Raw genomic sequence first — 25,739 nt, 5'->3', positions numbered from 1 at the left:
ACGTTATTAACTTTACTTTAATCCTCTTTGTACCTCTAAATGCTCTTGATAACTCTTAGTAAAGGTATGTCTACCCTTTTCTGTAACAACATAATATAAATAATCGGTAGTTTCAGGATTTAAAGCAGCCTTAATCATATCAATTCCAGGATTATTGATAGGACCTGGAGGTAACCCTGAATTCTGATAAGTGTTATACTCTGAATCAACTTTAAGGTCACTATATAATAGCCTACTTTTACGCTCTGGTAGACTATACTGTACCGTAGCATCTAACTGTAACTTCATCCCTCTATTCAACCGATTATAGATGACACTTGCTATTATTGGAGCTTCATCTTCTATCTGGGCTTCTGCCTGAATTAAAGAAGCAATCGTAATAATCTCATATAGACTATATTCACTCTTTTCAATCTCTTCTTCTAAAGCTTTAACCCTTCTTTTAAATTCAGCTAACATAATATCTATTATCTCTTCTTCATCAGCACCATAAGGAATCTGATAAGTTTCAGGAAATAAAAATCCCTCTAAATTATACTTAACAGTAGAAGGTGTAGAGAATAAATTAAATTCCTTATCTTTAGCCAAAGATAAAAAACGTTCCTTATTCAAACCTCTTTGAGCTAAAAGATCTCCTAGCTCCTCTATAGTTATTCCTTCTGGCAGAGTAACTTTATAAGTTGCTGCTTTACCTTTAACTAGCTTGTCCGCAATCTCAATAGCTGACATATTAGAGCTTAACTTATAATACCCTGCTTGTATCTTAGTTGCTAAACCTCTAATCCTTAAATAAACTTTAAATGCTAAAGGATCTTTAATTAAACCTTTTTCATCTAATTGATTAGTAACCTTCTCTAGGGAGGAACCTGATTCTATTTCAATAATCTCATCTGCTATTGCTTTACTACTAACAGGCTCTAATAACTGTCGTCCGTAACTAAAGAAGATTAAATTCATAATAAATAACAACAACATTAGCCAACTGAAGTATTTAACTGATCTTTTAACTTGCATTTTAATCCCCCCCTTTACGTAAACTTATAACTTTAAATAAAAATCAAATTTCTATAAAGATTCTAAATTTAACTTTAAGACTAAGTACCCTAATAAAGTTCTTACTTAAATTCCATCTTAATCCTAAATTAGACAAGTCTAAAACAAAACCTAAAATATTTTAACTTTTTGAATTTCATTTATACTCATCACTAGTCACTTGCCATTGACATCAATTTAATTCCTTACTCTATTATAAACAATCTGATTTTAATTATCAACAAAAGTCATTAACTCTTATCAAAGAGAATAGAAATATCACTAAAGAAAAAAAGCACCTTAGTCTTTAAAGACCTAAGATGCTTTGTATATCAAGCTATTTCTTCAAGCCGTGTACCATCTTTAATATGTATGTTAGCCCGATCAATAACTGTGATTACTACCGCTTTAAATTCCCTAACTTCAATAATTACAGCCAAATTGTTCTCTTGATCGATTACTGCAACCTCTTCCCCAGTATCATTATAATCAAGTAACTTTTTATCTAGGCTAAGAATAATTGCAGTAACCAAATTCTGATTGATATCCCTCTCCTCCATACGCTTTAAGGCATGGGTTGTACTCTCTACTCTAAAATATTTATCCTCTAAAATACATTCAGTTAATAACATCTAACCCCCCCTCTTTTAAAAGTACTATTAACAGTATTGACAATAAAATTAAATTTTATACTCTATACCTAAAGATAGGAGGGAAGTATTTAGGTTATTTATCATATCTAAATTCAAAAGATTTTATAAACAACTTAAATTCTATTCATCTTCCTTAGCTAATTCTTCTTCTATCCTCATTAGCTCCTCTTCATCGACTACTGGTTCATAGAAGGTATCACCATCTTCATTCTCAACTACTTTAAGAGCAAAACCTTCTTCTGTATCATCATCTTCAGGTACTATAATTAAATAGGTATCATCATCTATATCAAGAACTACTACTATCTCATAACGATTCTCTTCTCCATCATACTCCTCTAATACAACAATACCTTCTTCTTCATCGATCAACTTAATTACACCTTCATTTTCTGCCATTCTAATCACCTCTAGTTTAATTATTCGTTACTTAATAATTGATAATTAATACCAATTATCAACTTATACTATCTAAATAATTTTGTAAAATCACTACTGCTGCCATCTTATCGATAACTTCTTTTCTCTTCTTTCTACTTAAATCTGCTTGGATTAAAGTTCTTTCAGCTGCCACTGTAGACAACCTTTCATCCCAAGTTATTACCGGCAAATCTATCCTGTCCTTTAAATTCTCCACAAAGTTTAGCACCTTCTCAGCTCTAGGTCCTAAGGAACCATTCATATTTTTAGGTAACCCAACTACAACCTTCTCTACATTATATTTTTCCACTAAAGAAGCTATATATTCTATATCTTCCTCTAAGCCTTTAGATTTTATTACCTCTTTACCCTGAGCTGTCCAACCTAAGGCATCACTTACTGCAACTCCTGTTCTCACATCTCCAACATCTAAGCCCATAATCTTCATCTTAGTTACTCCCTTCAATTACTATAACCATTCTCTCCATCAACCACTAAATTGATTCCATATTTAAATTGTGGTAAGTTTACTTGATTAACAGGTTTTATCTGATAACTATCTATCTCTAACATACTATCCATTAATGCTTTAGCCTCTTCCACTCTTTTACCTAATATCTGATTAACAATATACTCTTTATTAATCTTACCTACAACTTGACCCATACTCTTGACTCTGAAATTAATTTCATTTTGGGCTACTTTATCAATTTTAACCTCTTTAATAGTAATTTGTGGTCTGTTAAGGACAAATTTATCTTCAAGGCTATCTTTATATAATTTAAATACTAAGCTCTTTAATCCTTTTTTTTCTACTGCAAAACCTGTAATTTTGACTTCTCCTTTAACTACTAACTCATTTGTTATCTCTCCAACTTTATTATTGGTATAAAGCTTAGGCTCAGCAACCTTAATTTCATCTTTAAAAAAGATTAGATTGGAGTCAAATTTGTTCTTTAAATCTTCCTTTGCTCTCTGTAAGAGCTTGTCCCTTGTTTGACTTAAAGCATTCTCCAAATCAGCTTGAGAGACTACCTTTACCAGTTGATTCTGCCCTCCATAAGTTGCTTCTGGATTAACTATCTTCACAGGATAATCCTTGTTAACAAAGTTGACTATCCTCCCCTTACTGATATTCCCATGCACCCCTTTGTATAATGCTTCTATATTGACCTCAGCTCTTCCTGCATCTACACCTACAACTACATTCATAAACTTCTCCAATTTTGATGATGGAACAACCACCTTATCTTTAGTCTTAAATTTGACCCCATTTCTTGTACTGACTAAGGTCCCTGCAGGTATGGTTATATTCTTACGATTGCTATTAATCAAAGTTAAAACTCCTGTTGCTTTCTTAACACCAATCTCTTTAGTAGCAGTACTTTGGAAGACTAGCTCCTCTTCTAAGTTTACTTCTTTCTTAATTAATGGGATTGTACTAGTAGCCCAATCTATAGTTGGAAGGTTCTCTAAAGCTCTAATCTGACTGATTAATACTTTATCTTTGATAGTTGGTTGAATCTCAACAGTTATTACTGGAAAAGCAAAATAAACCCAAATTATCGCTACTAATAATGCGGTAGCAAAAAATAATCCCTTCTTTAGCTTTCTTCTCTTCTTAGACTTTCTTTTAGCCGTTGAATATTGATCTAAAGTAAATAAGGACTCTCTTTCTGATTCATTTATATCCTCCACTTCCTCATCTTGATTATCTTCAAACTCCTTTACTTTAGAATAGACCTCAAAACCTACCCTTGACAATATATTTTTAATCTTCTTATTATTGGTTATAAAAATTAACTCTTTCTCTGCCTCTTTTGCATATTTTTTAATTAACTCTATATTTACCTGACCGACAAATATTGGTGACTTTCTATGTACTATAACTACTACCTTATCTTCTTCTGCTGACTTAATCTTATCTAGAAATGAATTCAGTGGTTCATCAGGGTCTATATAAAGTTTAATATAATTTTCCAATCTTATCACCCCTAACTAACCAAAATTAGCCACTATCTTCTGAAATATATTATTCTCTTCAACTTCTTTAACCTTAGTCGACTGTAAAGCCAAACTCTTTGGTGTTACATTCTCTGCACCTCTTAATAGGTTTACCTTATCTTCAACCCCTTTAATATCTTCAGCATCTAATAATCTTATCTCAGGTTTTTTGAAAAAAGGTAGATTTTCATACATCTTTCTCTGCCTAATTCCATCAAACAAACCACTTAAAGCACTTCCTCCACCACATAGATATACTCTTTGAGGCAAAGCCTCTGATTTTGCTAGACTAGCTAAAGCTAGCTCAATTCCTTCGTATAATAAATCAAGATCAGGCTTTAAAACAGCTTCAATCTCTTTATTAGGTTCATCACTCTCTGAACTAGAATAAGCAACCTTTAACCTCTCAGCATCTTCTAAGGTTAAATTAAAACTTCTAGCCAAACTTTTAGTAAAATCCCGACCTGCTAAACTGAACATCTTAGTCCCTTCTATACCCCCATTTCTAATTAGAGCAATATCGGTAGTTCCTCCTCCAATATCTATCACAATCGCCCCAAATTCATAGGCTTCATTATTCATAATACTTTTAGCAATAGCAAAAGGTTCTGCAATTATGCCTACCAAATTATATCCTAATCTTAAAGCTATTGTCTCCAAAGCACCGACATGAACTAAAGGAGCAAAGGTATTAAATACAGTTACTTCTAAATTCTTTCCTTGAAACTGTTCAGGATTAGTAACTTTATAACCATCTATCTTCATCTCTACTACAGAAGAATTGACCAATTCCACCTTAATATTCTCTAACCCTATATCCTCTAGCAACTCCTGCTGAACAGATTTTAAAGCCAATTTTTGAGCCTTCTTGACCAAAGCATCTATCTCTTTTCTCTTAATCTTCTTTTTAGGTATAGATCTAGTATAATTCATCTGAGTAATAATCCCTTTGACAAATTCACCAGCAATTCCAATTACAATTTCACTAGGACTATAATCTGCCATTGCTATAGCTTGTTCAATAGCTTTATGACAGATTTTAATTACCTCTTCAATATTGGAGATAGCTCCACCTTCCATGTTAATATAATCCTGCTTCTCTCTACTATATCCAATTATTTCAGAGTTATTCTGATTAAATTTTACTATCATCGCTTTTACATATTCTGTACCAATATCTAAAGCTATACGATATTGATAATCTAAATCTTTCTCTTTCTTTAAGAAATTATTAAAGATCATGACAGTAGAAAACACCTCCTAATATTACAAAATTATCCATTAGGAGGCGAATTCCTTCTTTTAAATAATAATTTTATCTATTATTTATCCTATTTAATACCAAATAGAGCAAAGTAAAGATAGGAAATAAGAGTAAGGTTGCAGCAGCAACAACACCAGAATCGTTGACCATCATCGTAACTATACTCCCTATTATTAAAGCTTTAAAAGCAGCAGCTAGGTCACTATAACTATCAACAATATCCCTAATTATCCCTCTTGGCTTTTTAAATAGGATAATCAAGATAATTACAAAGGATAACAATACCCTCGTCCAGATTGTCCACCTTAATAGCTTTAAGTTCATGCTGATTTTGCGATAGATAATACTAATTAATGTACCCAACCCTTCTCTTCTAATTTCTGCTATAGTATTAGCAAGATGGGTCTGATTAGTACCAGTTCCCATAATATCTAAGAGGATAATTAAAGAGACGATACTTATAAGTATAATAGCTATTTTAAATAATACCTTTAAATTTAAGTTATAACCCTTTAAATAAAAATAAGTAGCACTAATAACAACTACTGTTGTAATTAAACCACCAAAATTAGCTCCTAAGCTTGGATGACCTACCGTTACTATTAGAAATAGAAAAGATAATAATAGCAATCTGAGAGAAAATTCTTCCCTCAGCTCTTTGAAAATGGCTAAACTTATGATTCCTGCTCCAATAATTATTCCCATAAATTCATTTCCAATCCCATAGAACCTGGCACCAATTACTGGAGAATATCCTAATACTGATAATTTTATCAGTCTAGCACCAGTCCATAAGTCAAGTGCTAATAAACCCCAAGTCAAAGTTGAGATAACAAAGATATGAATTAATTCATTTTCACTAAATTTTAATAAACCATAAGTCAATAAAAAGCTTAAAGTGATAAAGAATAAAGTTACTAAAATTAAATTCCAAGCTAAAAAATATTTCGATAACAGAAATAAGGAAGGTATCCATAACAGAGTAAGTAAAAGATATTTACTTACCTTCTTTAAAGTTTCCGATGATTTTTTATAAAGTATTATAAAACCAACCAAAAAAAGAGTAATAATCTGTAATAAGATAAACCCCTTAATTAAAATAGGTCGCCAAGCAAAGGTCTTTTGTATCTTTTGATTTAACCCAATTAGATAATCTAATGATTTATTAGAAGGGACAGCTTCTACTGCTGACCCTGTAAAAGTCTCCTCTTCTCCTCCTAAATAGCTATAGATAGTCGGTGCTATGTCTAAGTTACTTATCAAGCCTGCTCTTTTTGTTGTAGCTGACTTTAACAAACCTTTACTATCAGGACCTACTAATAATGATAAAGAGAGTTTCTCTCCTTTTGCAACTGCTCTTTTAGATGGTGTAGGGATAACCACAAATAGATAGTCCTGATTAAAATCCAATCTCTTGCTCACCTTCCCTAATAGCTTATCTACTTGCTCAATTGTTTTCCGCTTCTCTAATTTAAAATGTTCTTCTAATAATAAACTCTTAACTGCTTCTAGTCGAGAAGTATCACCAGATTCAATAATTAATAGATCAGTCTGATCTATTAATTTATCAAATTTTTCTAATAGGTAATCTTGGTTAGTCATATAAGCAGAGGGGTATTGATCAGATGCCAAGAGCATTTTCTGACCAATATCCCCCTTAGAAATAAGACCATATTTATTTATTCCCAACATAGCTATATGCCTTCTTGGCTGTTGCCAAATATCTGCATTACCTAATACAGCTAAAGTTAAAGACTCTTTAGCCAATTTATCTGCCAGTTGACCTACTTTAGCCTGATAGTCACTTTTATTATTAGTTGATATCAATCTAGCCAACTCTATATTAACAATTTCAGCTTCAAAATCCTGTCTACCTGTTCTCATCGAATAAAGCTCTTTGACATTAGTGTTTTTATAGGCTTCATCAACATTAAAACTCAAGTAAGCAGATACGCCAGTTCTAGCCCTATCACCACTACCCATAGTCAAATAAACATCCTTTGGCTCCAAAGAGCCAGCTGTTCTAGTGTTGGTCAATGCAATAGCTCCAACTTTTATTAAGGAATCTAAATTTGGTGTATTCGACGACTTTATCTCTGATAAACTGACGCCATCCATAACAAAAAGAACAAAATTCTTCTCTAAGGCTTCAGATTTTAGCTGTATAGAAAAGAGAATAAATACAGCTATTAATAGGATGATAATAGTCCGTTTCATTTAATCACTCCATAAGATTACTTCAAATAATTCTTTACCAACTCTTCAATTATTTCATCTCTTTCAAACTTTCTCATCTTACTACGAGCCTGCTTGTGACTTGTAATGTAAGCAGGATCTCCTGATAATATGTATCCAACAATCTGATCAATTGGATTATATCCTTTCTCCTCTAAAGCATCATAAACATCTCTTAATGCCTTAGTAACTTCACTGTCTTTTTCATTGTCCATTCTAAACATCATGGTTTTATCAAAATCACTCATTAATTTTCACCTCAACACTTATATTCTAGTCTTCCTATTATAGCTATTCTTTATACAAACTATTTTTCCTTTATCTACTAAATAAGATTTATATACTAAATCATAAGTGACAAAGAACTGTTACTTGTTACTAATATATATCTAGTAGATATTATTTGTAAACCTCAAGGGTATAATACCCTTGAGGTTTATTAAAGTTATTCTGCTAATATTAACTCTTTAGCCTTTGCTAAAGCTTCCTCTATTTTCTCTGGCCTACTTCCACCTGCTTGCGCCATATCAGGGCGACCTCCACCGCCACCTCCAGCGACTTTGGCAACTTCACGAATAATATTTCCTGCATGGTACCCTTCTTTAACTAAATCCTTAGTTACTATAGCGATGAAGATTACCTTGCCATCTACCTTAGAGGCCAATACAACAATACCAGAATCCAACTTATCTTTAAGGCTATCTCCCATCTTTCTTAACCCATCAGCATCTATACCATCAATACTGTGTAAGATAGTCTTAACACCATTTAAATCTTGGGCTTCAGAGATTAAATCTCCAGATTGCGAGGATGCTAACTTATCCTTTAGACTTGTAAGCTCTTTTTCTAAGTCTTTAATCTGTAACTGTAGGCTCTCTACTTTAGTTACTACTTCCTTAGGGGAAGACTTTAATTTATCAGCAATAGTAAGAATAGTCTCTTCTTGTTTCTTAACATAATCTAATGCCTCATGACCAGTTACAGCTTCAATTCTTCTAACCCCTGCTGCTATTCCAGATTCATTGATAATCTTAAATAGTCCAATCTCTCCTGTAGCTCTAACATGGGTTCCCCCACATAGTTCAATACTATAATCTCCAGCCGTTACAACACGCACTTCTTCTCCGTATTTTTCACCAAATAAGGCCATAGCCCCCATCTCTTTAGCCTCTTTAATAGGCATCTCTTTAGCATCTACAACTAAATTAGCTAGGATCTGTTCATTTACTCTAGCCTCTATCTTCTCTAGCTCTTCGTCTTTAACAGCTTCAAAGTGAGAAAAATCAAAACGGAGTCTAGTTGGTGTAACCAATGAACCTGCCTGATTTACATGATCACCTAAGAACTCTTTTAATGCTTTATGCAATAAGTGAGTAGCAGTATGGTGTCTAGCAGTAGCAGTCCTTTGCTCTTGACTGACAATTGCTTGAACCTGGTCATTGACCTTTAATTGACCTTCTTCTACTTCAACCTCATGAACTGTCATCTCTGCAATTTGACGGGTATCTACTACTCTTAATTGGGTAGTAGTATTAATGATAATTCCTTTATCACCAGCCTGTCCACCACCTTCGGAGTAAAAAGGTGTCTTAGCTAAGATAACCTGTGCCTTATCCCCAGCAGATATCATTTCTACCTCTTTTTGCTCTTTAACCAAAGACAAGACCTCTGTCTCCACTTCAAACTCTTCATAACCAACAAACTCATCCTGTCCTAACTCTTCTCTAATAGCTTTATATAACTCTAATTCACTATGCCCTTGATCATAATCCTGCCGAGCAGCTCTAGCCCTTTTTCGTTGCTCTTCCATAGATTTTTCAAAGCCAGTATGGTCAATCTCATACCCTTGCTCCCCTGCTATCTCTTCAGTTAACTCCTTTGGGAAACCATAAGTATCATAAAGAGTAAATACTTTATCACCAGGGATAACCTTAGCACCCTTCTTCTCCAATTCAGCAATTACTTCTTCTAAGATATCCATCCCCTGCTCTAAAGTCTCTTCAAATCTTATCTCCTCTTGCTTAACAATCTTTTTAATCTGCTCTTCCATATCAACCAATTGAGAATAATGATCTCCCATTACCTCTACAACTATTGGTACAATTGTATGTAAGAAAGGAATCTCTAAACCTAATACCTTAGCATAACGAACAGCCCTTCTTAGAATTCTTCTTACTACATATCCTCTACCCTCATTTGATGGTAATGCACCATCAGCAATTGCAAAGCTGATACTTCTAATATGATCTGCGATTACCTTTAAAGCCATATCTGTCTCTTTAGATTCTCCATATTCAACACCAGCAGTATTGGCTATGTAATTTATCATTGGCATAAATAGGTCTGTTTCAAAGTTGGTTGGAGCATCTTGTAATAAAGATACTATTCTTTCTAGCCCCATTCCTGTATCTATATTCTTATTAGGCAATTCTAAGTATTCACCATCTTCAGTCTTATTATATTGAGTAAATACTAAATTCCAAATCTCTAAATAACGGTCACAGTCACAACCTAATTTACAGTCATCACTACACCCATAATCTACTCCACGATCATAATGAATCTCAGAACAAGGACCACAAGGACCAGTTCCAATCTCCCAGAAGTTCTCATCCTTATCCATTCTAACTATTCTCTCTTTAGGAAAGCCCACTTGCTTAGTCCAAATTTCAAAGGCTTCATCATCATCTTTATAGATAGATACCCAAAATTTATCTGGATCAAAATTCATCCATTCAGTTAAAAACTCATAAGCCCAATTAATAGCATCTTCTTTAAAGTAATCTCCAAAGGAGAAGTTTCCTAACATTTCAAAAAATGTATGGTGTCTAGCAGTCTTTCCTACATTTTCAATATCATTTGTTCTGATACATTTTTGAGACGTACTTACCCTACGCTTAGGTGGAATAGCACTACCATTAAAATAATCTTTAAAAGGAGCCATTCCTGCATTAATCCATAATAAAGTAGGGTCATCTTGAGGAACTAAAGGTGCACTTGCTAGTATTTTATGACCCTTACTTTCAAAAAACTCTAAAAATTTCTCTCTTACCTCACTACTCTTCATCTAAATAAACCTCCCGTAACAATAAGTTTAGATCTAATGCTAAATTCAACTACATAAATACTATTACAAAATAGATAAAAATCTAGCTAAAATTATCTTAAAGCTAGATTTTAGCCTAATTTATATGATAATATTTTTATATTAAAATACCAAAATTACTCACAATTAAGAAAATATAATCTTAACAATTATCATACTAAAAATGCTATCTATTGTCAACTGAGATTAGCATCTCATAAATTATATATCTAAGTAGTTCTTTGATAATAGCAGCAATAGGAACAGCAATTAACATCCCAATAATCCCAAGAAGTTCCCCCCCTGCTAAAAGTGAAAAGATGATTACTATAGGGTGTAATCCAACCTCCTCGCCCATAATTTTAGGAGCAATAATCCCCCCTTCAACCTGTTGAATAACAAAAAAGAGTAAAACAACCATAAGAACTAATTTGCTTGATGTAAAACTAGCTATTATTACAGCTGGTAAAGCACCCAAAATTGGACCAAAATAAGGGACTATATTAAATATTCCCACTATTACTCCAATGATTAGATAAAATTTAATATTCAATAAATATAGACCAATGGTAGAGAGAATAGCAACTAACAAACTAACTAATAATTGACCTTTAAAGAATCCAAATAATGAACTATCTATCCTTCCTAATAATACCTTAATACCTTTTCTCCTCTTTTTAGGGAGTAAAGACCAAAGAAATTCTTTAATCTCTTCTAAATCTTTTAGTAGATAAAAAGCAAGAATAGGAGCCATTATTAGACTGAACATTCTAGATAATAATCCCAAAAGTACTCCACTGGTCTTCTGTATAAACTCCAATGTATTCTCTTCTAGCCTATTGATAGATTTATCTAAAATAGTAGTTATAGTATCAGGAAGGTCAATGCGCTGATATTTGATATTAATATGGTCTATCAAACCTTCTAGCTTCATAGCATAATCGGGTAATCTATGGGCTAAAGCATCTAATTCATCAATAATTGCTGGAAAGAATGTTATTAAAATAAAGGAAAAGATAGTAATAAAGAGACCAAAAATAAAGATTAATGCCCCAATCCGAGGTTGTCCACGGTCTATCAATCCCTCAACCAAAGGGTTTATTAAGTAAGCCAATAATATTGCCAATATAAAAGGAAATAAAATAGCTCTAACTTGATAAAAGAAATAAACAGATAGACAGATGATTAATAATAAGATACCTCTCTTCTCTTGACTTCCCAATCTCATCCCTCCATTAAGACAATCGGTTTGAGCTTTCAATTATAATTGCATCTTTACCATAGCTAACCGTATTGTCAATAGTTAAAGTCTCTCTTCCTTTCAAAATATCCTGTATTAAACCCTCACTTAATTCATAGGCAATCAACTTACCCTTATCATCTAGCAGTATATCTTCAACCATCCCTAACTCTTCTCCTTGATCACTAATAACCTTATGTCCAATAACCTCTCCTTCATCTATTAGGCTTTGATACTCTTCTTGGCATTTACCGATACAGGTTTTATCCTCAATTACTATCATATCTTCACCCAAGCTATATAACTTCTCATAGGGAATAAAGTCTTCACCCCTTCCCTTTTTCTTCTTTATCTTCAAGCCGAGTATACTCTGTGATTGATGGTCAAAAAATACATCTGTTACTTCACCTATCTCTTCACCTATCTCCAAATCCATTACTGCTAATCCTATTAAATCTTGACCTCTTTTCATGATTAACCTCCTTAGTTCTTAGCCAAAATATACAGCTAATAACTAATAATTATTATAACCAAGTTACTTTGAAATAAACCTAATTAAGGCTACAGAATAAAAAAATAGAACCTACTTTCGTAGATTCCATCTTATATTTCTAGATAATATGCCCTTTTATTATACATACTAACATAATTAATCTATCTCAAAAACAGCATGAACAGTTACTCGAATCTCTTTATCTTTAGTAGAAGTATTATAAACCCCTCCACTAGATACATTAGTAGAATAAGGTTCTGTAATCTGAAATACTCCAGATTTGATAGATACTGTCTTGCCAAGACTTAGATCAGTATTCTCTAATATTTTATTAGCTCTTTCTTTAGCATTTACCATTGCTTCAGATATAATATCCTTTTTCAACTGGTCAATCTTAGAATAGAAATATTGTAAGTTAGAGTTTTCAATAATAACTCCTTTATCTAAGAGTTGGATTGGATCAAAGTTAATTTCTTCTATCTCTTCTACTTTATCTGAGATAACATAAAAATGCTGCTGTAGTCTATACCCTCTAAAAACTTTGCTACTTCGACCTTTTTCATTTATATAATCATACTCTTTATAGACATTAACGGGTTTTGTATTAATATCTTCTTGCTTGATCCCAATTGCTTTCAGCTCTGCTTTTAATTTATCAGTACTATCTTTTAATTGTAGATAACCTTTTTTGAGATTGTTTTCTGAAATCTCCTCCTCTATAGTTATGTTCCATTTAACTCTATCTGCTACAAAAGCTCTAGATGCTAATCCTACTACCTTTATAGTATTTACTTCCTTTTGAGCCTGATAAAAGAATATTCCTAAAATCAGCGAAGATACTATCAACCCTATGCTAACCACAAATACCATTTTTGTATTCTCTGTCATTAATATTCCTCCTTCTACTCTCTATATCTTTAATTCTATAGTTTTGATAATTAAAATACAATGGTAAATCTCAATAAATCAAGCTTTAATCACCATTATTTTTGATAGAATATCACTCTGTTAATAACCTAAAAAAGCAGGCAGCTGCCTGCTTTGAAATTAAGTCCGATAAGTTGCCATCAAATCCTTCATCAATTGGGTTGTAGTTGGAGGTGTATAAACGATAGCATTTGCACCTGCATCAATAGTATCTTTTATCGCTTTATCACTTGAACCACCTGTAGCCATAATAGGAACATCGGGATATCTGTCTCTAATATATTTAACTACTTTAACTGTATCTTTTCCTGCACAGACATTTAGAATATCAGCTCCATTTTTCAACCTCTCTTCTACTCTTTCTGTAGATATAACAGAGACAATAATAGGAATCTCCACAGCCTGCCGCACAGCTGATAAAGTCTTATTATCGATAGGAGCATTTAAGACTACTCCTAATACCCCTTGAAATTCTGCATCTAACGCAAGTTCTACTACTCTATCCCCTTGAGTAGTTCCACCACCTATTCCAACCATTAATGGCATATTAGCTACTGTAGCTAAGGCATGAGAGAGTATAGGTTGAGGTGTAAAAGGATAAACAGCCATAATCGCATCAGCATTATTATTCTTAATCACTACAACATCGGTAGTAAATATAATTGACTTAACAAAGCGGCTTAAAATATGTATGCCCGTAGCCTTGTGAATAACTTGAGGCACTTCTATACATTTACTATATAAAGGTGTCTTAACTTTAAATTCCTTCTTCATAGTGATATCTTCACTCCTTCTTCTTGATTATCCCTTCTTTAAACAATCCTTTCTCTAGTCCTACATATACTTGGGGAACCTGACCGACAATTACAGCCTCAGTCATAGGAACCTGTGTACTTACAGCTATCTCTGCACCTGTAAGAGGGACAACTACCCTTACTTTAGTATCAACCTTCAAATAGAGCCTATGGCGTGTCTGGTTGATACCAACAGAATCAAACTCATCAACAACATCAGTCTTTATTGCTCCATGAGGTATTATTCGAGCATTTATTCTTGGACTGAATTTAGATAAAATCTCCACCCCAAAGATCTGAGAGATAGGTATAGTAATAATTTGTTCAGTAAGATTATTTAATCTCCTCTGTATTTCTAAAGTGATATCAGAAGATAATTTATTTACAAATTTTAAATTAGGTTCCATTAAAATTATATGCCCCTGCTTATTTGTCTGAATCCTAACCATATCATTATAAGATAATCCACTATTAGCTTGATTAATACCTTTATTAATAACAGTTGTTAATATACCTGTCACTTCAACTTCACAAATATCATTTAAAATAGGTTGCAAAGTAGTTTCTATCAATATTATAAAGATTAAAAAAAAGATTATTATTACTACTAACCCAATTTTTACAAACCTTTTCAAGAAAAAAAGCACTCTAACCACCCCTTAATATCTTATTAATTAAAGGGTGATTTTGTGCAGAATTATTTCTAAATTAATAAACTTTTTATTTTAAAATTATCTTAGCAAATCTTCTCTTACCAACTTTGATAATCATTCCATCTTTCACTTCTATATCTAAGTTCATCTTATCATATCGTTCATCATCTATACTAACAGCACCTTGTTTAATCATACGACGCGCTTCACTATTACTATCTACTAAACCTGTAGCAGCAACCAACTTAACAATCCATAGCTTACCATCCTCTAACTCATCAGTAGCAAGCACTACTTCTGGAATATCCTCGGGAGTATCTCCCTCTTTAAATACTCGTTCGAACTCCTCTTGAGCAGCATAAGCAGTCTCTTCATCATAATATTTAGTCACTATCTCTCTAGCAACCTTCTTCTTCATCTTCATTGGATGTAATTCACCATTAGCTAAGCCTTCTTTAATATCATTGAGCTCTTCTAATGAAATATCTGTTAATAATTCAAAATAACGTGTGATAAGCTCATCAGGCATAGACATAGCCTTACCAAACATTTCACTAGGTGCTTCATTAATTCCTATGTAATTTCCTTTACTCTTACTCATCTTATCTACACCATCTAAACCTTCTAATAAAGGCATCATAATAATAGCTTGTGCCTCTTGACCATACTCTTTTTGTAAGTTACGACCTGCTAATAGATTAAATCTCTGATCTGTTCCACCTAATTCAACATCAGCTTCGATTGCTACTGAGTCATAACCTTGTAAGATTGGGTAGAAGAATTCATGGATACTAATTGGTTGATTATTAGAATATCTCTTAGAGAAATCCTCTCTTTCTAACATTCTAGCTACTGTATAATTAGATGATAACTGAATAGCATCAGTAAAACTCATCTCTCCAAACCATTGACTATTGAAGACTACCTTAGTCTTTTCAGGGTCTAATATCTTAAAGATTTGCTCTTCATAAGTTCTAGCATTCTCTTTAACCTCTTCTTCAGTCAATTGAGTTCTAGCCTTAGATTTACCCGTTGGATCTCCAATTCTACCAGTAAAATCACCAATTAATAAGATAATTTCATGACCTAAATCTTGAAACTGCTTTAATTTTTGCAAAACTACAGTATGCCCTAAATGAATATCTGGAGCAGTTGGATCTAGCCCTAATTTTATCTTTAATGGCTTTCCTTCTTCTTCAGATTTCTTAAGCTTTTTAACTAAATCCTCTTCACCAATCATCTCATCGATGCCTCGTTTAATTATCTTTAATTGTTCTGCAATTTCCATTACCTAGCCCCCTATCATCAATACTATCTATAGTATTTTAAAGTTATTTATATCAATAGTCTAATATTGAACATTAAAAAACTCTTTTCTCTGTATATATAGAGAAAGAGCGATTATTATCTGAAAATACATTTTTAATATTATATCATAAGTATAGTCCAATATCAAATATGTAAAAATAATCCATCTACTCCGTATGATTAGTATCTAAACAGGGAATTTACTATATATAAAGTCTATTTTATGTTATAATATTTAGAGGTCTTATAATAGATATTTGATTTACTACAAATATAATATTTCTTGTAAGTTAAACTTATAGGAAATATCTGGGGATAAAAAGATAATGGCAAATTATCTTTTACCTTGATAGAATAGTTATGAAATCTCTTAAAAATATTATAAATAATATAATAAGAACCTATAATATATCTATTATCTTTTAGAGGAGGGAGTATATTGTCTAAAGACAGGCAGAAGATTAAACAACTAATTATAATATTAATTATATTAGCTATGGCTGTTGGAATGGGAGCCACAATCGGTGGTGTCACGTGGATTATCAAAAGAAGCCCTGATATTTCTGATTATGGTCAATGGCAGACAAGTGAAAGTAGTGTAGTATATGCTTCCAATGGTGAAGTTTTAACTAAACTATATAAAGAGGATAGAATTTATGTACCTATTAAAAAGATTCCAAAGAATTTACAGGATGCTATCGTAGCAATCGAAGATGAACGATTCTATCAGCATTATGGAATAGATATTAGAGGTATTTTAAGAGCTATCTGGGTAGATATTAAGGCAATGGCTAAGGTGGAAGGTGCTAGTACCATTACTCAGCAATTGGCTAAAAATGCTCTTTTGACCCATGAAAAATTATTCTCACGTAAATTACAAGAGATGTATATCGCTATGCAATTTGAAAGGATGTATACTAAAAAAGAGATTCTTGAGTTTTATCTAAATGAGATCTTTTTAGGGCATAGTGCTTATGGTGTACAAAGTGCTGCTAAATTTTATTTCAACAAGGATGTAGAGGAATTAACCCTTGCTGAATCAGCTTTGATAGCAGGATTACCAAAAGCACCTAATAGCTATTCTCCTTACAGAAATATAGAAAAGGCTAGAAAACGTAGAAACCTTGTCTTATCAAAGATGTTAGAACAGGGATATATCACTCAAAGAGAGTATAAAGAAGCAATTACTGAAGAGATTAAACTCGAAAGGGCTGAAGAGAATAATGCTGAGATTGCTCCTTATTTTGTTGAATATATTAGAAAAGAGTTACTTGACAAATTTGGTGCTAAACAAGTTTATACAGGTGGATTGAAGATTTATACTACTTTAGATTTGGATATGCAGAAAAAAGCTCAAGAGACAGTAGATAATGCCTTTGAAACTAACTATCTCCCTACTATTGTTCGAGAAAAGGGTCAGAGTAAGACTCAACCACAGATAGCTTTACTTACTATTGATCCTCATACTGGCTATATCAAGGCTATGATTGGTGGTCGTGGTGATGATAAATTCAATCGTACAACTCAAGCCTATCGACAACCAGGTTCTGCCTTTAAACCTTTTGTTTATGCTACAGCTATCAAACAAGGTGCTGGAACTGGAACTGTGGTAGATGATACTCCTAAAGGATATAAAACAACACTCAATGGTGATGAAGATGAGCTTTGGATTCCTAGAAACTATGACGGAGAATATCATGGTCCAACTACTTTGAGGATAGCTTTAGCAAAATCACTTAATGTTTCAGCCGTTAAATTACTGGAAAGAGTGGGTATTAATAATACTATTAGCGTTGCTAAGAGTTTAGGAATTAGAAACCTAGTACCTGAAGATAGAAACTTATCTTTGGCTTTAGGTGGATTAACAAAAGGGCTTACACCTCTAGAGATGGCAACAGCCTATGGAGTCTTTGCTACTGGTGGTATCAAAACAGACCCTATTGCTATCACTAAAGTTGAAGATAATAATGGTAATATAATATTATCTAATGAAGTTCATCGCAATATTGTCCTTGATGAGAGCGTAGCTTATTTAGTAACAGATATGCTTAAATCTGCTATCTCTCGAGGACCTTTAGTCTGGGGAACTGGTTGGAGAGCTTATTTAGGTAGACCTGCTGCTGGTAAGACTGGAACAACCTCTGATTACACTGATGCTTGGTTTGTAGGCTACACCCCTGATTTAGTAACATCAGTCTGGCTTGGCGAAGATTCTCCAACTAGAATGGAATATCAAATGAAAGATAAGGAAGGAAACCTGATTAAAGACGGTACTGGTAAGGTTAAAACAAATATCGTATCTAGTGGAGAAGCATCTAAAATCTGGGGAGATTATATGAAGAAGGTTGTTGAAAATAGACCAGTAAAAGAATTTAAAAGACCAAATAATATTATTGCTAAAGAGATCTGTATTGAAGATGGTCTGTTACCTAACCAATATTGCCCAATTGTGACAAGAAGAGAAGAGTTATTTATCGAAGGTACAGAACCAACAGAAGTTGGAACTTTGCATAAAGCTACTGCTGAGATAAAGATTGATAAGTCTACAGGATTGATAGCTACAGACTACTGCCCTCCAGAGGAAATAGTAACTAAAACTTATCAAGTAGAGACAGGTATTATTGTTGATGGAACTGGAGTTCCAATCAAGAAGATTGACCCAGAAACTAAATTACCATTAACAGATGAAGAAGGAAATTATATCTTTGAAACTATTCCAACAAAAGAGTGCGATATTCATGCTCCAGCAAATCCAGCTGAAGAGATTAAAGATAAGATCTTTGACTTCTTTAACCTGTTAAGAGGTAGAGAATAATAAATAAAAAGGGAGCTAGGACTTAAGTCCTAGCTCCCTTTTTATTAAAAGTATTATTAAAAGTTTACTATGGTAACCCCAAAACCACCCTCTTGAGGCTTTCCAAACCTATATTCTTGTACACTTGGGTAATCATCTAGAATCTCATGGACTACATCCTTTAAGACACCTGTACCCTTACCATGAATAATCTCAATCTGACTTAAATTAGTTAACATCACATCATCTAAATACTTTTCTACCTTCATCTTGGCATCTAAGGCTCTCATTCCCCTTAAATCTAATTTAGGAGAGATATTTCTTGCTTTATTTCCTTTAACTTTACTATAGTTGACCTTAGTAAAGTTACTATCCTCTTTCTCTTGTTGATTACCTTCAACCTTCTCCAAATCTCTTAAATCTATATTTACCTTCATAATACCTGCTTGAATCAGAGCCTGTTTCTTATCAGGGAATAACTGAAGAACTTCGCCTTTCTTACTCAAACTAACAATTTTAACTTTATCTCCAACCTCTAAATTAGGGATTCCCCTATTCTGTCTTGCTTCTTCAACCAACTTACCCTCTTCATTTTTAAGACCTTTACGTTCTTCACGTAACCCACTTCTTGCCTCTTCTATCTCTCTATCGCTGGCACGTTCCTTCTCTTTTAACTCTTCTATTATCTTATTTGCTCTATCCTGTGCTCTTTTGATAATCTTATTGGCTTCTCGATAAGCCTCTTTTAACTCTTTTTCTTCTCTCTCTTCTAAAGACTTGAGCTTATCTTCATACTCCTCCTTAAGTCTCTTTGCTTCTTGATTAATTTGCTCTGCTTCTTCCTTCTTATCATTGTACTCTTTCCTATCTCGTTCAATCTCTTTTAAGATATTATCTAACTCAATATTATCCTTTGCCAATAGCTTATTAGCACCTTCAATAATATCATCTCTCAACCCTAGTTTACTGGCTATTTGGAAGGCATTACTACTACCTGGTAGCCCCATTTGGAGTCTATAAGTAGGCTGTAAAGTTTCCACATCAAATTCTACTGAAGCATTCTCCACCCCTTCATTAGAGTAGGCATAAGTTTTAAGCTCACTATAATGGGTTGTAGCAATAGTCTTAGCACCCTTTTGATGTAAATAGTCCAATAAAGACATAGCTAAAGCTGCACCTTCAGCAGGGTCAGTACCAGCCCCTAATTCATCTAATAACACTAAAGAATCATCATCAACCTCTTCAATAATCTTAATGATATTATTCATATGAGAAGAGAAGGTACTTAAGTTCTGCTCGATACTCTGTTCATCTCCTATATCACTATAGACTTGATGATAGATTCCAAGGCTAGAACCTGACAATGCCGGGATATGTAACCCAGACTGAGACATTAAAATCAGTAAGCCCACAGTCTTTAAGGTAACCGTCTTACCTCCAGTATTAGGTCCAGTAATCACAAGGGTATCAAAGTCTCTACCCAATTCAATATCATTAGCCACTACATCACCTGTTATCAATGGATGGCGAGCTTTAATTAATCTAATCTCTCTATCACTATTAAGTAAAGGTTCTGAACCACTTATCTCGATACTATACTTTGCTTTGGCAAAGATAAAGTCTAATATCGCTAATATCTGTACAGTATTTTTAATATCATCTACTCTCTCTTTTACCTTTAAAGATAATCCCTTTAAGATTCGATAAACCTCTTCTTCTTCCTGAGAAGATAACTGGCGAAGCTTATTATTAAGTTTAACTACAGGCATAGGCTCAATGAATAGAGTCTGACCACTAGCTGATTGGTCATGGACAATACCAGGCACTTGATGTTGTGCTTCTGCTTTTATGGGGATTACATATCTATTATCACGAATTGTAATTACAGATTCCTGAATATACTTACGATAACGGCTTGAATTGATAACAGAGTTTAATTGATCTCTAATCCCCTCACTGGTCCTTCTAATATTCTTTCTAATCTCTCTTAAACGAGGACTGGCATCATCCTTAACCTCTCCACGTTCATCAATTGCTAATTTAATAGTCTTCTCTAACTCCTTAAAACTTCCAATATTGCTGGCTATATTGATTATTCTATAATACTCATTATCCTCATCAACTAAATTAACAAAATAACTACTCAACCTATGACCAGTTACTAAGGTATTTAAGATATTTAATAGCTCATCCCCATATAGCACAATATCCTTCTCTACTTTGGTTAGGGAATCTCTAATATTATAGATTCCACCAAAGGGAGGTCTCTCTTCCTTTACTAAAATCTGTTTAGCCTGACTTACCTCTTCTTGCCTTGCTCTAATATAATCAATCTCAGTTTTAGGTTCTAAATTATCGACAAAGGTCTCTGTCAACTTACTACTGATATGCTTTCGTAACTGCTCTTTTATCTTATTAAATTCCAAAACTTTCAATGTATGTTTATCCATTCAATATATCACCTTTCTTATCAAGATTCCTATTATAGAATCTAGTTATCTCAGAATTATCTCTTCTAGAATCTCCTGCTCTATTAACCTATTATATTTGCCACTTCTATAAACTTTAATCAAATCTATCTTCTCTTCTTCCTCGATATCCTCTAATTCTTTTTTAAAATTTTGAGAAAATTCTGTTAGTTGCCCTATAACTTAATTAGAATTATCAAATCTTAGAATCGTAGGAATCCGAGCTACCCCTATATATTCTTCCATTATATCTTCATATCCTGTGCGTGAACATATATAGGGAGATATTATCGTTTAACTCTCTCATCTTCTCCAAATAAGGCATGAGTATCCTACAATCTAGACAATATATCTCTGCAAATATTATAATATCTATATTATCTGTTATTTCAATTATGATTTCTTTAGTATTGGCTGCTAAATTGACCCGATGATATGTCTAGAGTTATTTCTTCTTTAGATGAGTTGAGATACCCTTGAAAGTCAATACCCTCCTTTAGATTAATCATTAAGCTACCTCCCTTATTTAATACTTTAATAAAATATCTCCTAGTATCAATATTCATAAGCAAAGACCTTCAATCTAATTAGATTAAAGGTCTCTTATATTTACCTGTTTACCATATACAAGAAACAACTATTAATCACTTATATATAACTTAAACTAGTCAAAATTAATCTCTTAATTTAATTCCTTCATCAGTTATATCTATAATCTCTTCTTTATAAAGCCCCCCAATTGCTTTCTTAAAGGTACCTTTACTCATCTGTAGCAACTTCTTAATAAGATGTGGAGAACTATTATCATTTAAAGAGATAAAACCTTCCTCTTTTTTCAACTTCTTAAGGATTTTATCTTTTGCATCCTCTATTCTACCATAACCAGGCTTTCGTAGACTTACATCTATTTTATTATCTTCTCTAACCTTCTTAATATATCCTTTGTATCTTTGTCCAATCTTTAAATTTTTATAGATATCATCACTGTAGACTAATCCATAATATTTATTATTAACTATTACTTCCACTCCTAAATCGGTATACCTATAAATTAAGATATCTACTTCATCATTTTCAGATACATCTAACTTACTATGATTGATAAACCTATCAAACTTCTCTGTAGCCACTATTCTATCTGTCTCTTCATCAAGATAAACTCTTACCACATAACTTTTACCTTTTTTCATCTTACCAGGTTGCTCTCTATAAGGAACCAATAAATCCTTTTCTAATCCCCAATCTAAAAAAGCACCGATTCTAGTAACATCCTTTACCTCTAAATATGCATAGTCTCCAACCCCTGCTTTAGGAGTTAGTGTTGTTGCTATAGGTCTATCTTCAGAATCTTTATAGATAAATACATTTAAGTTATCATCAATCTCAGTATTTTCAGGAATATATTTATTAGGCAAAAGTACCTCTTCACCATCTATCTCTAAATATAAACCAAAATCAGTCTCTTTTACTACTTTTCCTTCATTATACCTTCCTATCTTCACTTTTTCATCTCCTTTAATTATTACTAATACTAAGTTTTAGCTCAAGACTTTTAGGTACTACTATATTATAAAACTATCTAGCTAAGAACTCTTTCAATTCATCTACTCTTAAAGTATTAATTACATCATCTTTCTCTAACCATCCTTTTCTAGCTACTCCAACACCAAATTCCATATTATTTAACTGTTTAACCTTATGAGCATCAGTGTTGATAATAAATTTGGCACCTAATTGATGGGCTAATTTAACCTGCTGATGACTTAGGTCCAACCTTTTAGGTGAAGCATTAATTTCTAAAATAGTATTAGTCTCTATGGCTTTATGTACAAGTCTTTCAAAGTCAATATTATATGCTCCTCTACCTAGAACTAACCTTCCTGTAGGATGGGCTAAAATATGGACATGAGGATTTTCCAATGCCATCATGATTCTTCCCATTATCTTTTCTCTAGAATTATTAAATCCACTATGTACTGAGGCTATTACTATATCCAACTGAGCTAAAATATCATCATCATAATCTAATCTATCCTCTAGGATATCAACCTCAGCCCCTTTTAAAATAGTAATATCTAACGTCTCGTTTAGTTTATCTATCTCTTCCCACTGAGCTTTCAATCTATCAGGTGTTAATCCATTGGCTACAGTCAAAGCTTGAGTATGATCACAGATAGCCATATACTCATATCCTTTTTGCTGACAAGCTTGAGCCATCTCTTCAATTGTATATCGCCCATCACTCCATCTAGAATGCATATGTAAATCACCTTTAATATTTTTTAATTCAATACTGCTAGGTAAGTTATGATTTTTAGCTCTATCTATACTCTCTAAATCATCTCGTAATTCAGGGATAATATAAGGTAAACCAATGAATTTAAATATCTCCTGCTCATCTTCAAAAGTACCTATTATTTTATCCTCTATTTCATCATTAATAATTTCCTTTAATTTTTGATTATATTCTTTAGAACCTGTTGACCAAAAAACTTTCTGCCAAAATAATGAATTACCAGTCTCAAAAATCTTAATTCCAATTCCTAACTTGGTGTCTGCTAAAATAATTTCATCGTCTAGCCTAGCCACATCTGAAATAATAGGAAGTTTCTCAAGTGATTTAATTGTTTTTTCAAAATCATTGGTCACTATAACTAAATCAATCTCATCAATGATCTCTTCTCTCCTTCTAATACCCCCTACCACTTCGATACTATCAACTTCTTTAAAGCCTTTTATATAATCTTTCAACTGATAAGCTAGCCCAGCTGCCTCTCCTAAATCTAGCTTATTTTTTTCAGATAATAATTTGTCTACGCTCTCTAAAATTTTCTGTTCAGTTTTAGGGCCAATCCCAGATAGTTGAGATAATGCTCCTGATTGGGCTTCTTCTTTCAAGCTCTCTAGATCTTTAATTCCAATTTCACTATAAAATTGCTTAACTTTACTAACACCCACACCAGAAACTTTCAATAAAGAGATTAAAGTAGGAGGATATTCCTTAGCCAAATCATTATAATCTTGACAAGTCCCAGTTTCGACTATCTCTTTAATATTCTCTGCTAAACCCTCTCCAATACCAGAAATCTCTGTCAACCTATCCTCTTTAATTAATTCTGCTACATCAATTTCTAAATCTCTAATTAATCTACTAGCTTTTTCATAAGCTATGATTTTATAATTATTTGCTCCTTTTATCTTTAACAAATTCATAATATTATCAAAGATTAAACTGACTATTAAATTATTCATAAATTTGCCTCCAATTAATATCATTTAGAGAATTCTTCTATCTTTTTATCAACTACCGAACTAAAGCTTAATATCTTAGGAGCAAAATAAGATTGAGCAATCTCCTTTTCTACCAAGTCCACAGGAATAATATTTAATAATAATAATCCAATATATAAAATTAAAAACCCTTTAATGAGTCCAAATAATAGTCCGCCAAAGTTATCAATAAAGGATAAAAAGATTATATCTAACAACTGAGTAAGAAAATATCCTATATAATTAATCACCAAAGTAACAGTTATAATGATTATAAAGAAGGATAGCACTTCTGCCAGCTTTGAAGTAAGACTAAATTCTTTAGTTAAGAAGCCTGCAATAATTGTATACTGCTCTTGAGCAACATAGATAGCCATTATAATAGCTAATATTGCAGTTAACTGTTTAATTAATCCTAACTTATATCCCTTAACCATAAATACCACTGCAAGAATAATAACTACGATATCTATTAAGTTCAAATCCAATTAATCTAACTCCCCCTTCTCAATTAAGTCCAAGAATTCTTCATACTCTTCTTTTAAAGCCATATACTGTTCCTTTAACTTATTATTTTCTGAAAGAATTTGTTTAAAACTATTCTCTAATTTAGTATTATCTTCTTTTAATTTTCCATTCATCTCCTGTACTTTATATAGCTTATCCGCTAAATTCATAACACCTAATATTATAATTCTATTTCTAGAAATTGATGGTGCATATTCTTGAATCTCTTTCATATGTTCATCAACAAAGAGTGCTATGCTCTTAATATATTCAGGTGACTCATCACCTTTTATTTTATATTCTTCACCTAGAATTTCTACTTTAACCTCAGACTTATTAGAAGAATTTTCTATACTCAATATTATTCCCTCCAAAGAGTTTTTAATGTTATTTATTACTTTATAAATAGATTAAATTAATAATCTATAATTCATAAACGTTTAATTAATAAAGTTTACTAAATTATAAAAGATATAAGTAATGTTAACAAAATATTTTTAATATTATTATAAAATATTCCTAACTATATAAATATTCACCAAAGTATTATTAAAATCCTTCCCCAAATGCTAGAAAACCTTGCTATCCTGAG

The 25,739-nt window shown here is 32.6% G+C and carries 21 protein-coding genes and 1 pseudogene; 1 reads left to right on the top strand and 21 read right to left on the bottom strand.

Annotated elements, in window-relative coordinates; genetic code table 11:
• Positions 1-12: 12 nt before the first annotated feature.
• The 15 genes from mltG to tyrS form a co-directional block, all read right to left on the bottom strand.
• A complete protein-coding gene (gene mltG / locus U472_RS04900; protein ID WP_068716118.1) occupies positions 13-1,014 on the bottom strand; it encodes an endolytic transglycosylase MltG in 1,002 nt (333 codons plus the stop codon).
• Positions 1,015-1,364: 350 nt separating this feature from the next.
• Positions 1,365-1,664, bottom strand: coding sequence for a DUF4258 domain-containing protein (locus U472_RS04895; protein WP_068716117.1), 300 nt, complete (start codon positions 1,662-1,664; stop codon positions 1,365-1,367).
• Between the two features lie 141 nt (positions 1,665-1,805).
• Positions 1,806-2,084 (bottom strand): DUF1292 domain-containing protein, encoded by a 279-nt coding sequence (locus tag U472_RS04890; protein ID WP_068716116.1) that lies wholly within the window; start codon positions 2,082-2,084, stop codon positions 1,806-1,808.
• A 58-nt stretch (positions 2,085-2,142) separates the two neighbouring features.
• On the bottom strand, positions 2,143-2,553 hold the full coding sequence (ruvX, locus tag U472_RS04885; RefSeq protein ID WP_068716115.1) for a Holliday junction resolvase RuvX: 411 nt from the start codon (positions 2,551-2,553) through the stop codon (positions 2,143-2,145).
• A gap of 14 nt (positions 2,554-2,567) precedes the next feature.
• Positions 2,568-4,088 (bottom strand): baseplate J/gp47 family protein, encoded by a 1,521-nt coding sequence (locus tag U472_RS04880; protein WP_068716114.1) that lies wholly within the window; start codon positions 4,086-4,088, stop codon positions 2,568-2,570.
• A 15-nt stretch (positions 4,089-4,103) separates the two neighbouring features.
• On the bottom strand, positions 4,104-5,351 hold the full coding sequence (locus tag U472_RS04875; RefSeq protein WP_068716113.1) for a cell division FtsA domain-containing protein: 1,248 nt from the start codon (positions 5,349-5,351) through the stop codon (positions 4,104-4,106).
• 73 nt (positions 5,352-5,424) lie between these two features.
• Positions 5,425-7,590: a hypothetical protein gene (locus U472_RS04870; protein WP_068716112.1), complete on the bottom strand. Its 2,166-nt coding sequence runs from the start codon at positions 7,588-7,590 to the stop codon at positions 5,425-5,427.
• Between the two features lie 17 nt (positions 7,591-7,607).
• Positions 7,608-7,856 carry an IreB family regulatory phosphoprotein gene (locus U472_RS04865; protein WP_068716110.1) on the bottom strand — a complete coding sequence of 83 codons (249 nt, stop codon included), beginning with the start codon at positions 7,854-7,856 and terminating at the stop codon, positions 7,608-7,610.
• Positions 7,857-8,053: 197 nt separating this feature from the next.
• Positions 8,054-10,675 (bottom strand): alanine--tRNA ligase, encoded by a 2,622-nt coding sequence (gene alaS / locus U472_RS04860; RefSeq protein ID WP_068716108.1) that lies wholly within the window; start codon positions 10,673-10,675, stop codon positions 8,054-8,056.
• A 205-nt stretch (positions 10,676-10,880) separates the two neighbouring features.
• Positions 10,881-11,921 carry an AI-2E family transporter gene (locus U472_RS04855; RefSeq protein ID WP_068716106.1) on the bottom strand — a complete coding sequence of 347 codons (1,041 nt, stop codon included), beginning with the start codon at positions 11,919-11,921 and terminating at the stop codon, positions 10,881-10,883.
• A 7-nt stretch (positions 11,922-11,928) separates the two neighbouring features.
• On the bottom strand, positions 11,929-12,405 hold the full coding sequence (locus tag U472_RS04850; RefSeq protein WP_068716104.1) for a PRC-barrel domain-containing protein: 477 nt from the start codon (positions 12,403-12,405) through the stop codon (positions 11,929-11,931).
• Positions 12,406-12,582: 177 nt separating this feature from the next.
• Positions 12,583-13,314: an SIMPL domain-containing protein gene (locus tag U472_RS04845; protein WP_068716102.1), complete on the bottom strand. Its 732-nt coding sequence runs from the start codon at positions 13,312-13,314 to the stop codon at positions 12,583-12,585.
• A gap of 159 nt (positions 13,315-13,473) precedes the next feature.
• Positions 13,474-14,127: a beta/alpha barrel domain-containing protein gene (locus U472_RS04840; protein WP_068716100.1), complete on the bottom strand. Its 654-nt coding sequence runs from the start codon at positions 14,125-14,127 to the stop codon at positions 13,474-13,476.
• 10 nt (positions 14,128-14,137) lie between these two features.
• On the bottom strand, positions 14,138-14,794 hold the full coding sequence (gene yunB, locus U472_RS04835) for a sporulation protein YunB (RefSeq protein WP_068716099.1): 657 nt from the start codon (positions 14,792-14,794) through the stop codon (positions 14,138-14,140).
• Between the two features lie 73 nt (positions 14,795-14,867).
• Complete coding sequence (gene tyrS, locus U472_RS04830) at positions 14,868-16,088, bottom strand: tyrosine--tRNA ligase (RefSeq protein WP_068716097.1); 1,221 nt, start codon at positions 16,086-16,088, stop codon at positions 14,868-14,870.
• 459 nt (positions 16,089-16,547) lie between these two features.
• On the opposite strand from tyrS, the gene U472_RS04825 reads away from it, so the two are divergent.
• Positions 16,548-18,923: a transglycosylase domain-containing protein gene (locus U472_RS04825; protein ID WP_068716095.1), complete on the top strand. Its 2,376-nt coding sequence runs from the start codon at positions 16,548-16,550 to the stop codon at positions 18,921-18,923.
• A gap of 56 nt (positions 18,924-18,979) precedes the next feature.
• On the opposite strand, the gene U472_RS04820 is transcribed toward U472_RS04825, so the two are convergent.
• The 6 genes and pseudogenes from U472_RS04820 to U472_RS04800 all read right to left on the bottom strand — a co-directional run bounded on the left by U472_RS04820 (position 18,980) and on the right by U472_RS04800 (position 25,506).
• On the bottom strand, positions 18,980-21,352 hold the full coding sequence (locus U472_RS04820) for an endonuclease MutS2 (RefSeq protein WP_068716094.1): 2,373 nt from the start codon (positions 21,350-21,352) through the stop codon (positions 18,980-18,982).
• Positions 21,353-21,623: 271 nt separating this feature from the next.
• Positions 21,624-21,794: pseudogene (locus tag U472_RS17650) on the bottom strand (thioredoxin family protein); the annotation flags it as partial.
• A gap of 250 nt (positions 21,795-22,044) precedes the next feature.
• A complete protein-coding gene (locus tag U472_RS04815) occupies positions 22,045-22,872 on the bottom strand; it encodes a CvfB family protein (RefSeq protein ID WP_068716092.1) in 828 nt (275 codons plus the stop codon).
• A gap of 73 nt (positions 22,873-22,945) precedes the next feature.
• Positions 22,946-24,622 (bottom strand): DNA polymerase/3'-5' exonuclease PolX, encoded by a 1,677-nt coding sequence (polX, locus tag U472_RS04810; protein ID WP_068716090.1) that lies wholly within the window; start codon positions 24,620-24,622, stop codon positions 22,946-22,948.
• 20 nt (positions 24,623-24,642) lie between these two features.
• On the bottom strand, positions 24,643-25,128 hold the full coding sequence (locus U472_RS04805; protein ID WP_068716088.1) for a CvpA family protein: 486 nt from the start codon (positions 25,126-25,128) through the stop codon (positions 24,643-24,645).
• Complete coding sequence (locus U472_RS04800) at positions 25,129-25,506, bottom strand: cell division protein ZapA (RefSeq protein ID WP_068716086.1); 378 nt, start codon at positions 25,504-25,506, stop codon at positions 25,129-25,131.
• Between the last annotated feature and the right edge of the window lie 233 nt (positions 25,507-25,739).

Origin of the sequence: Orenia metallireducens, assembly GCF_001693735.1 — a bacterium.
Lineage (GTDB): Bacteria > Bacillota > Halanaerobiia > Halobacteroidales > Halobacteroidaceae > Orenia > Orenia metallireducens.
This window is presented reverse-complemented; position numbering and strand designations above follow the sequence as displayed.

Bases quoted from the DNA above. Each gene is read 5' to 3' on its own strand.
- alaS (WP_068716108.1), bottom strand. From the start codon at position 10,675: ATGAAGAGTAGTGAGGTAAGAGAGAAATTTTTAGAGTTTTTTGAAAGT.
- tyrS (WP_068716097.1), bottom strand. From the start codon at position 16,088: ATGGAAATTGCAGAACAATTAAAGATAATTAAACGAGGCATCGATGAG.
- U472_RS04855 (WP_068716106.1), bottom strand. From the start codon at position 11,921: ATGAGATTGGGAAGTCAAGAGAAGAGAGGTATCTTATTATTAATCATC.
- U472_RS04875 (WP_068716113.1), bottom strand. From the start codon at position 5,351: ATGATCTTTAATAATTTCTTAAAGAAAGAGAAAGATTTAGATTATCAA.
- mltG (WP_068716118.1), bottom strand. From the start codon at position 1,014: ATGCAAGTTAAAAGATCAGTTAAATACTTCAGTTGGCTAATGTTGTTG.
- polX (WP_068716090.1), bottom strand. From the start codon at position 24,622: ATGAATAATTTAATAGTCAGTTTAATCTTTGATAATATTATGAATTTG.
- U472_RS04890 (WP_068716116.1), bottom strand. From the start codon at position 2,084: ATGGCAGAAAATGAAGGTGTAATTAAGTTGATCGATGAAGAAGAAGGT.
- U472_RS04895 (WP_068716117.1), bottom strand. From the start codon at position 1,664: ATGTTATTAACTGAATGTATTTTAGAGGATAAATATTTTAGAGTAGAG.
- U472_RS04865 (WP_068716110.1), bottom strand. From the start codon at position 7,856: ATGAGTGATTTTGATAAAACCATGATGTTTAGAATGGACAATGAAAAA.
- U472_RS04870 (WP_068716112.1), bottom strand. From the start codon at position 7,590: ATGAAACGGACTATTATCATCCTATTAATAGCTGTATTTATTCTCTTT.
- U472_RS04840 (WP_068716100.1), bottom strand. From the start codon at position 14,127: ATGAAGAAGGAATTTAAAGTTAAGACACCTTTATATAGTAAATGTATA.
- U472_RS04845 (WP_068716102.1), bottom strand. From the start codon at position 13,314: ATGACAGAGAATACAAAAATGGTATTTGTGGTTAGCATAGGGTTGATA.
- ruvX (WP_068716115.1), bottom strand. From the start codon at position 2,553: ATGAAGATTATGGGCTTAGATGTTGGAGATGTGAGAACAGGAGTTGCA.
- U472_RS04850 (WP_068716104.1), bottom strand. From the start codon at position 12,405: ATGAAAAGAGGTCAAGATTTAATAGGATTAGCAGTAATGGATTTGGAG.
- U472_RS04820 (WP_068716094.1), bottom strand. From the start codon at position 21,352: ATGGATAAACATACATTGAAAGTTTTGGAATTTAATAAGATAAAAGAG.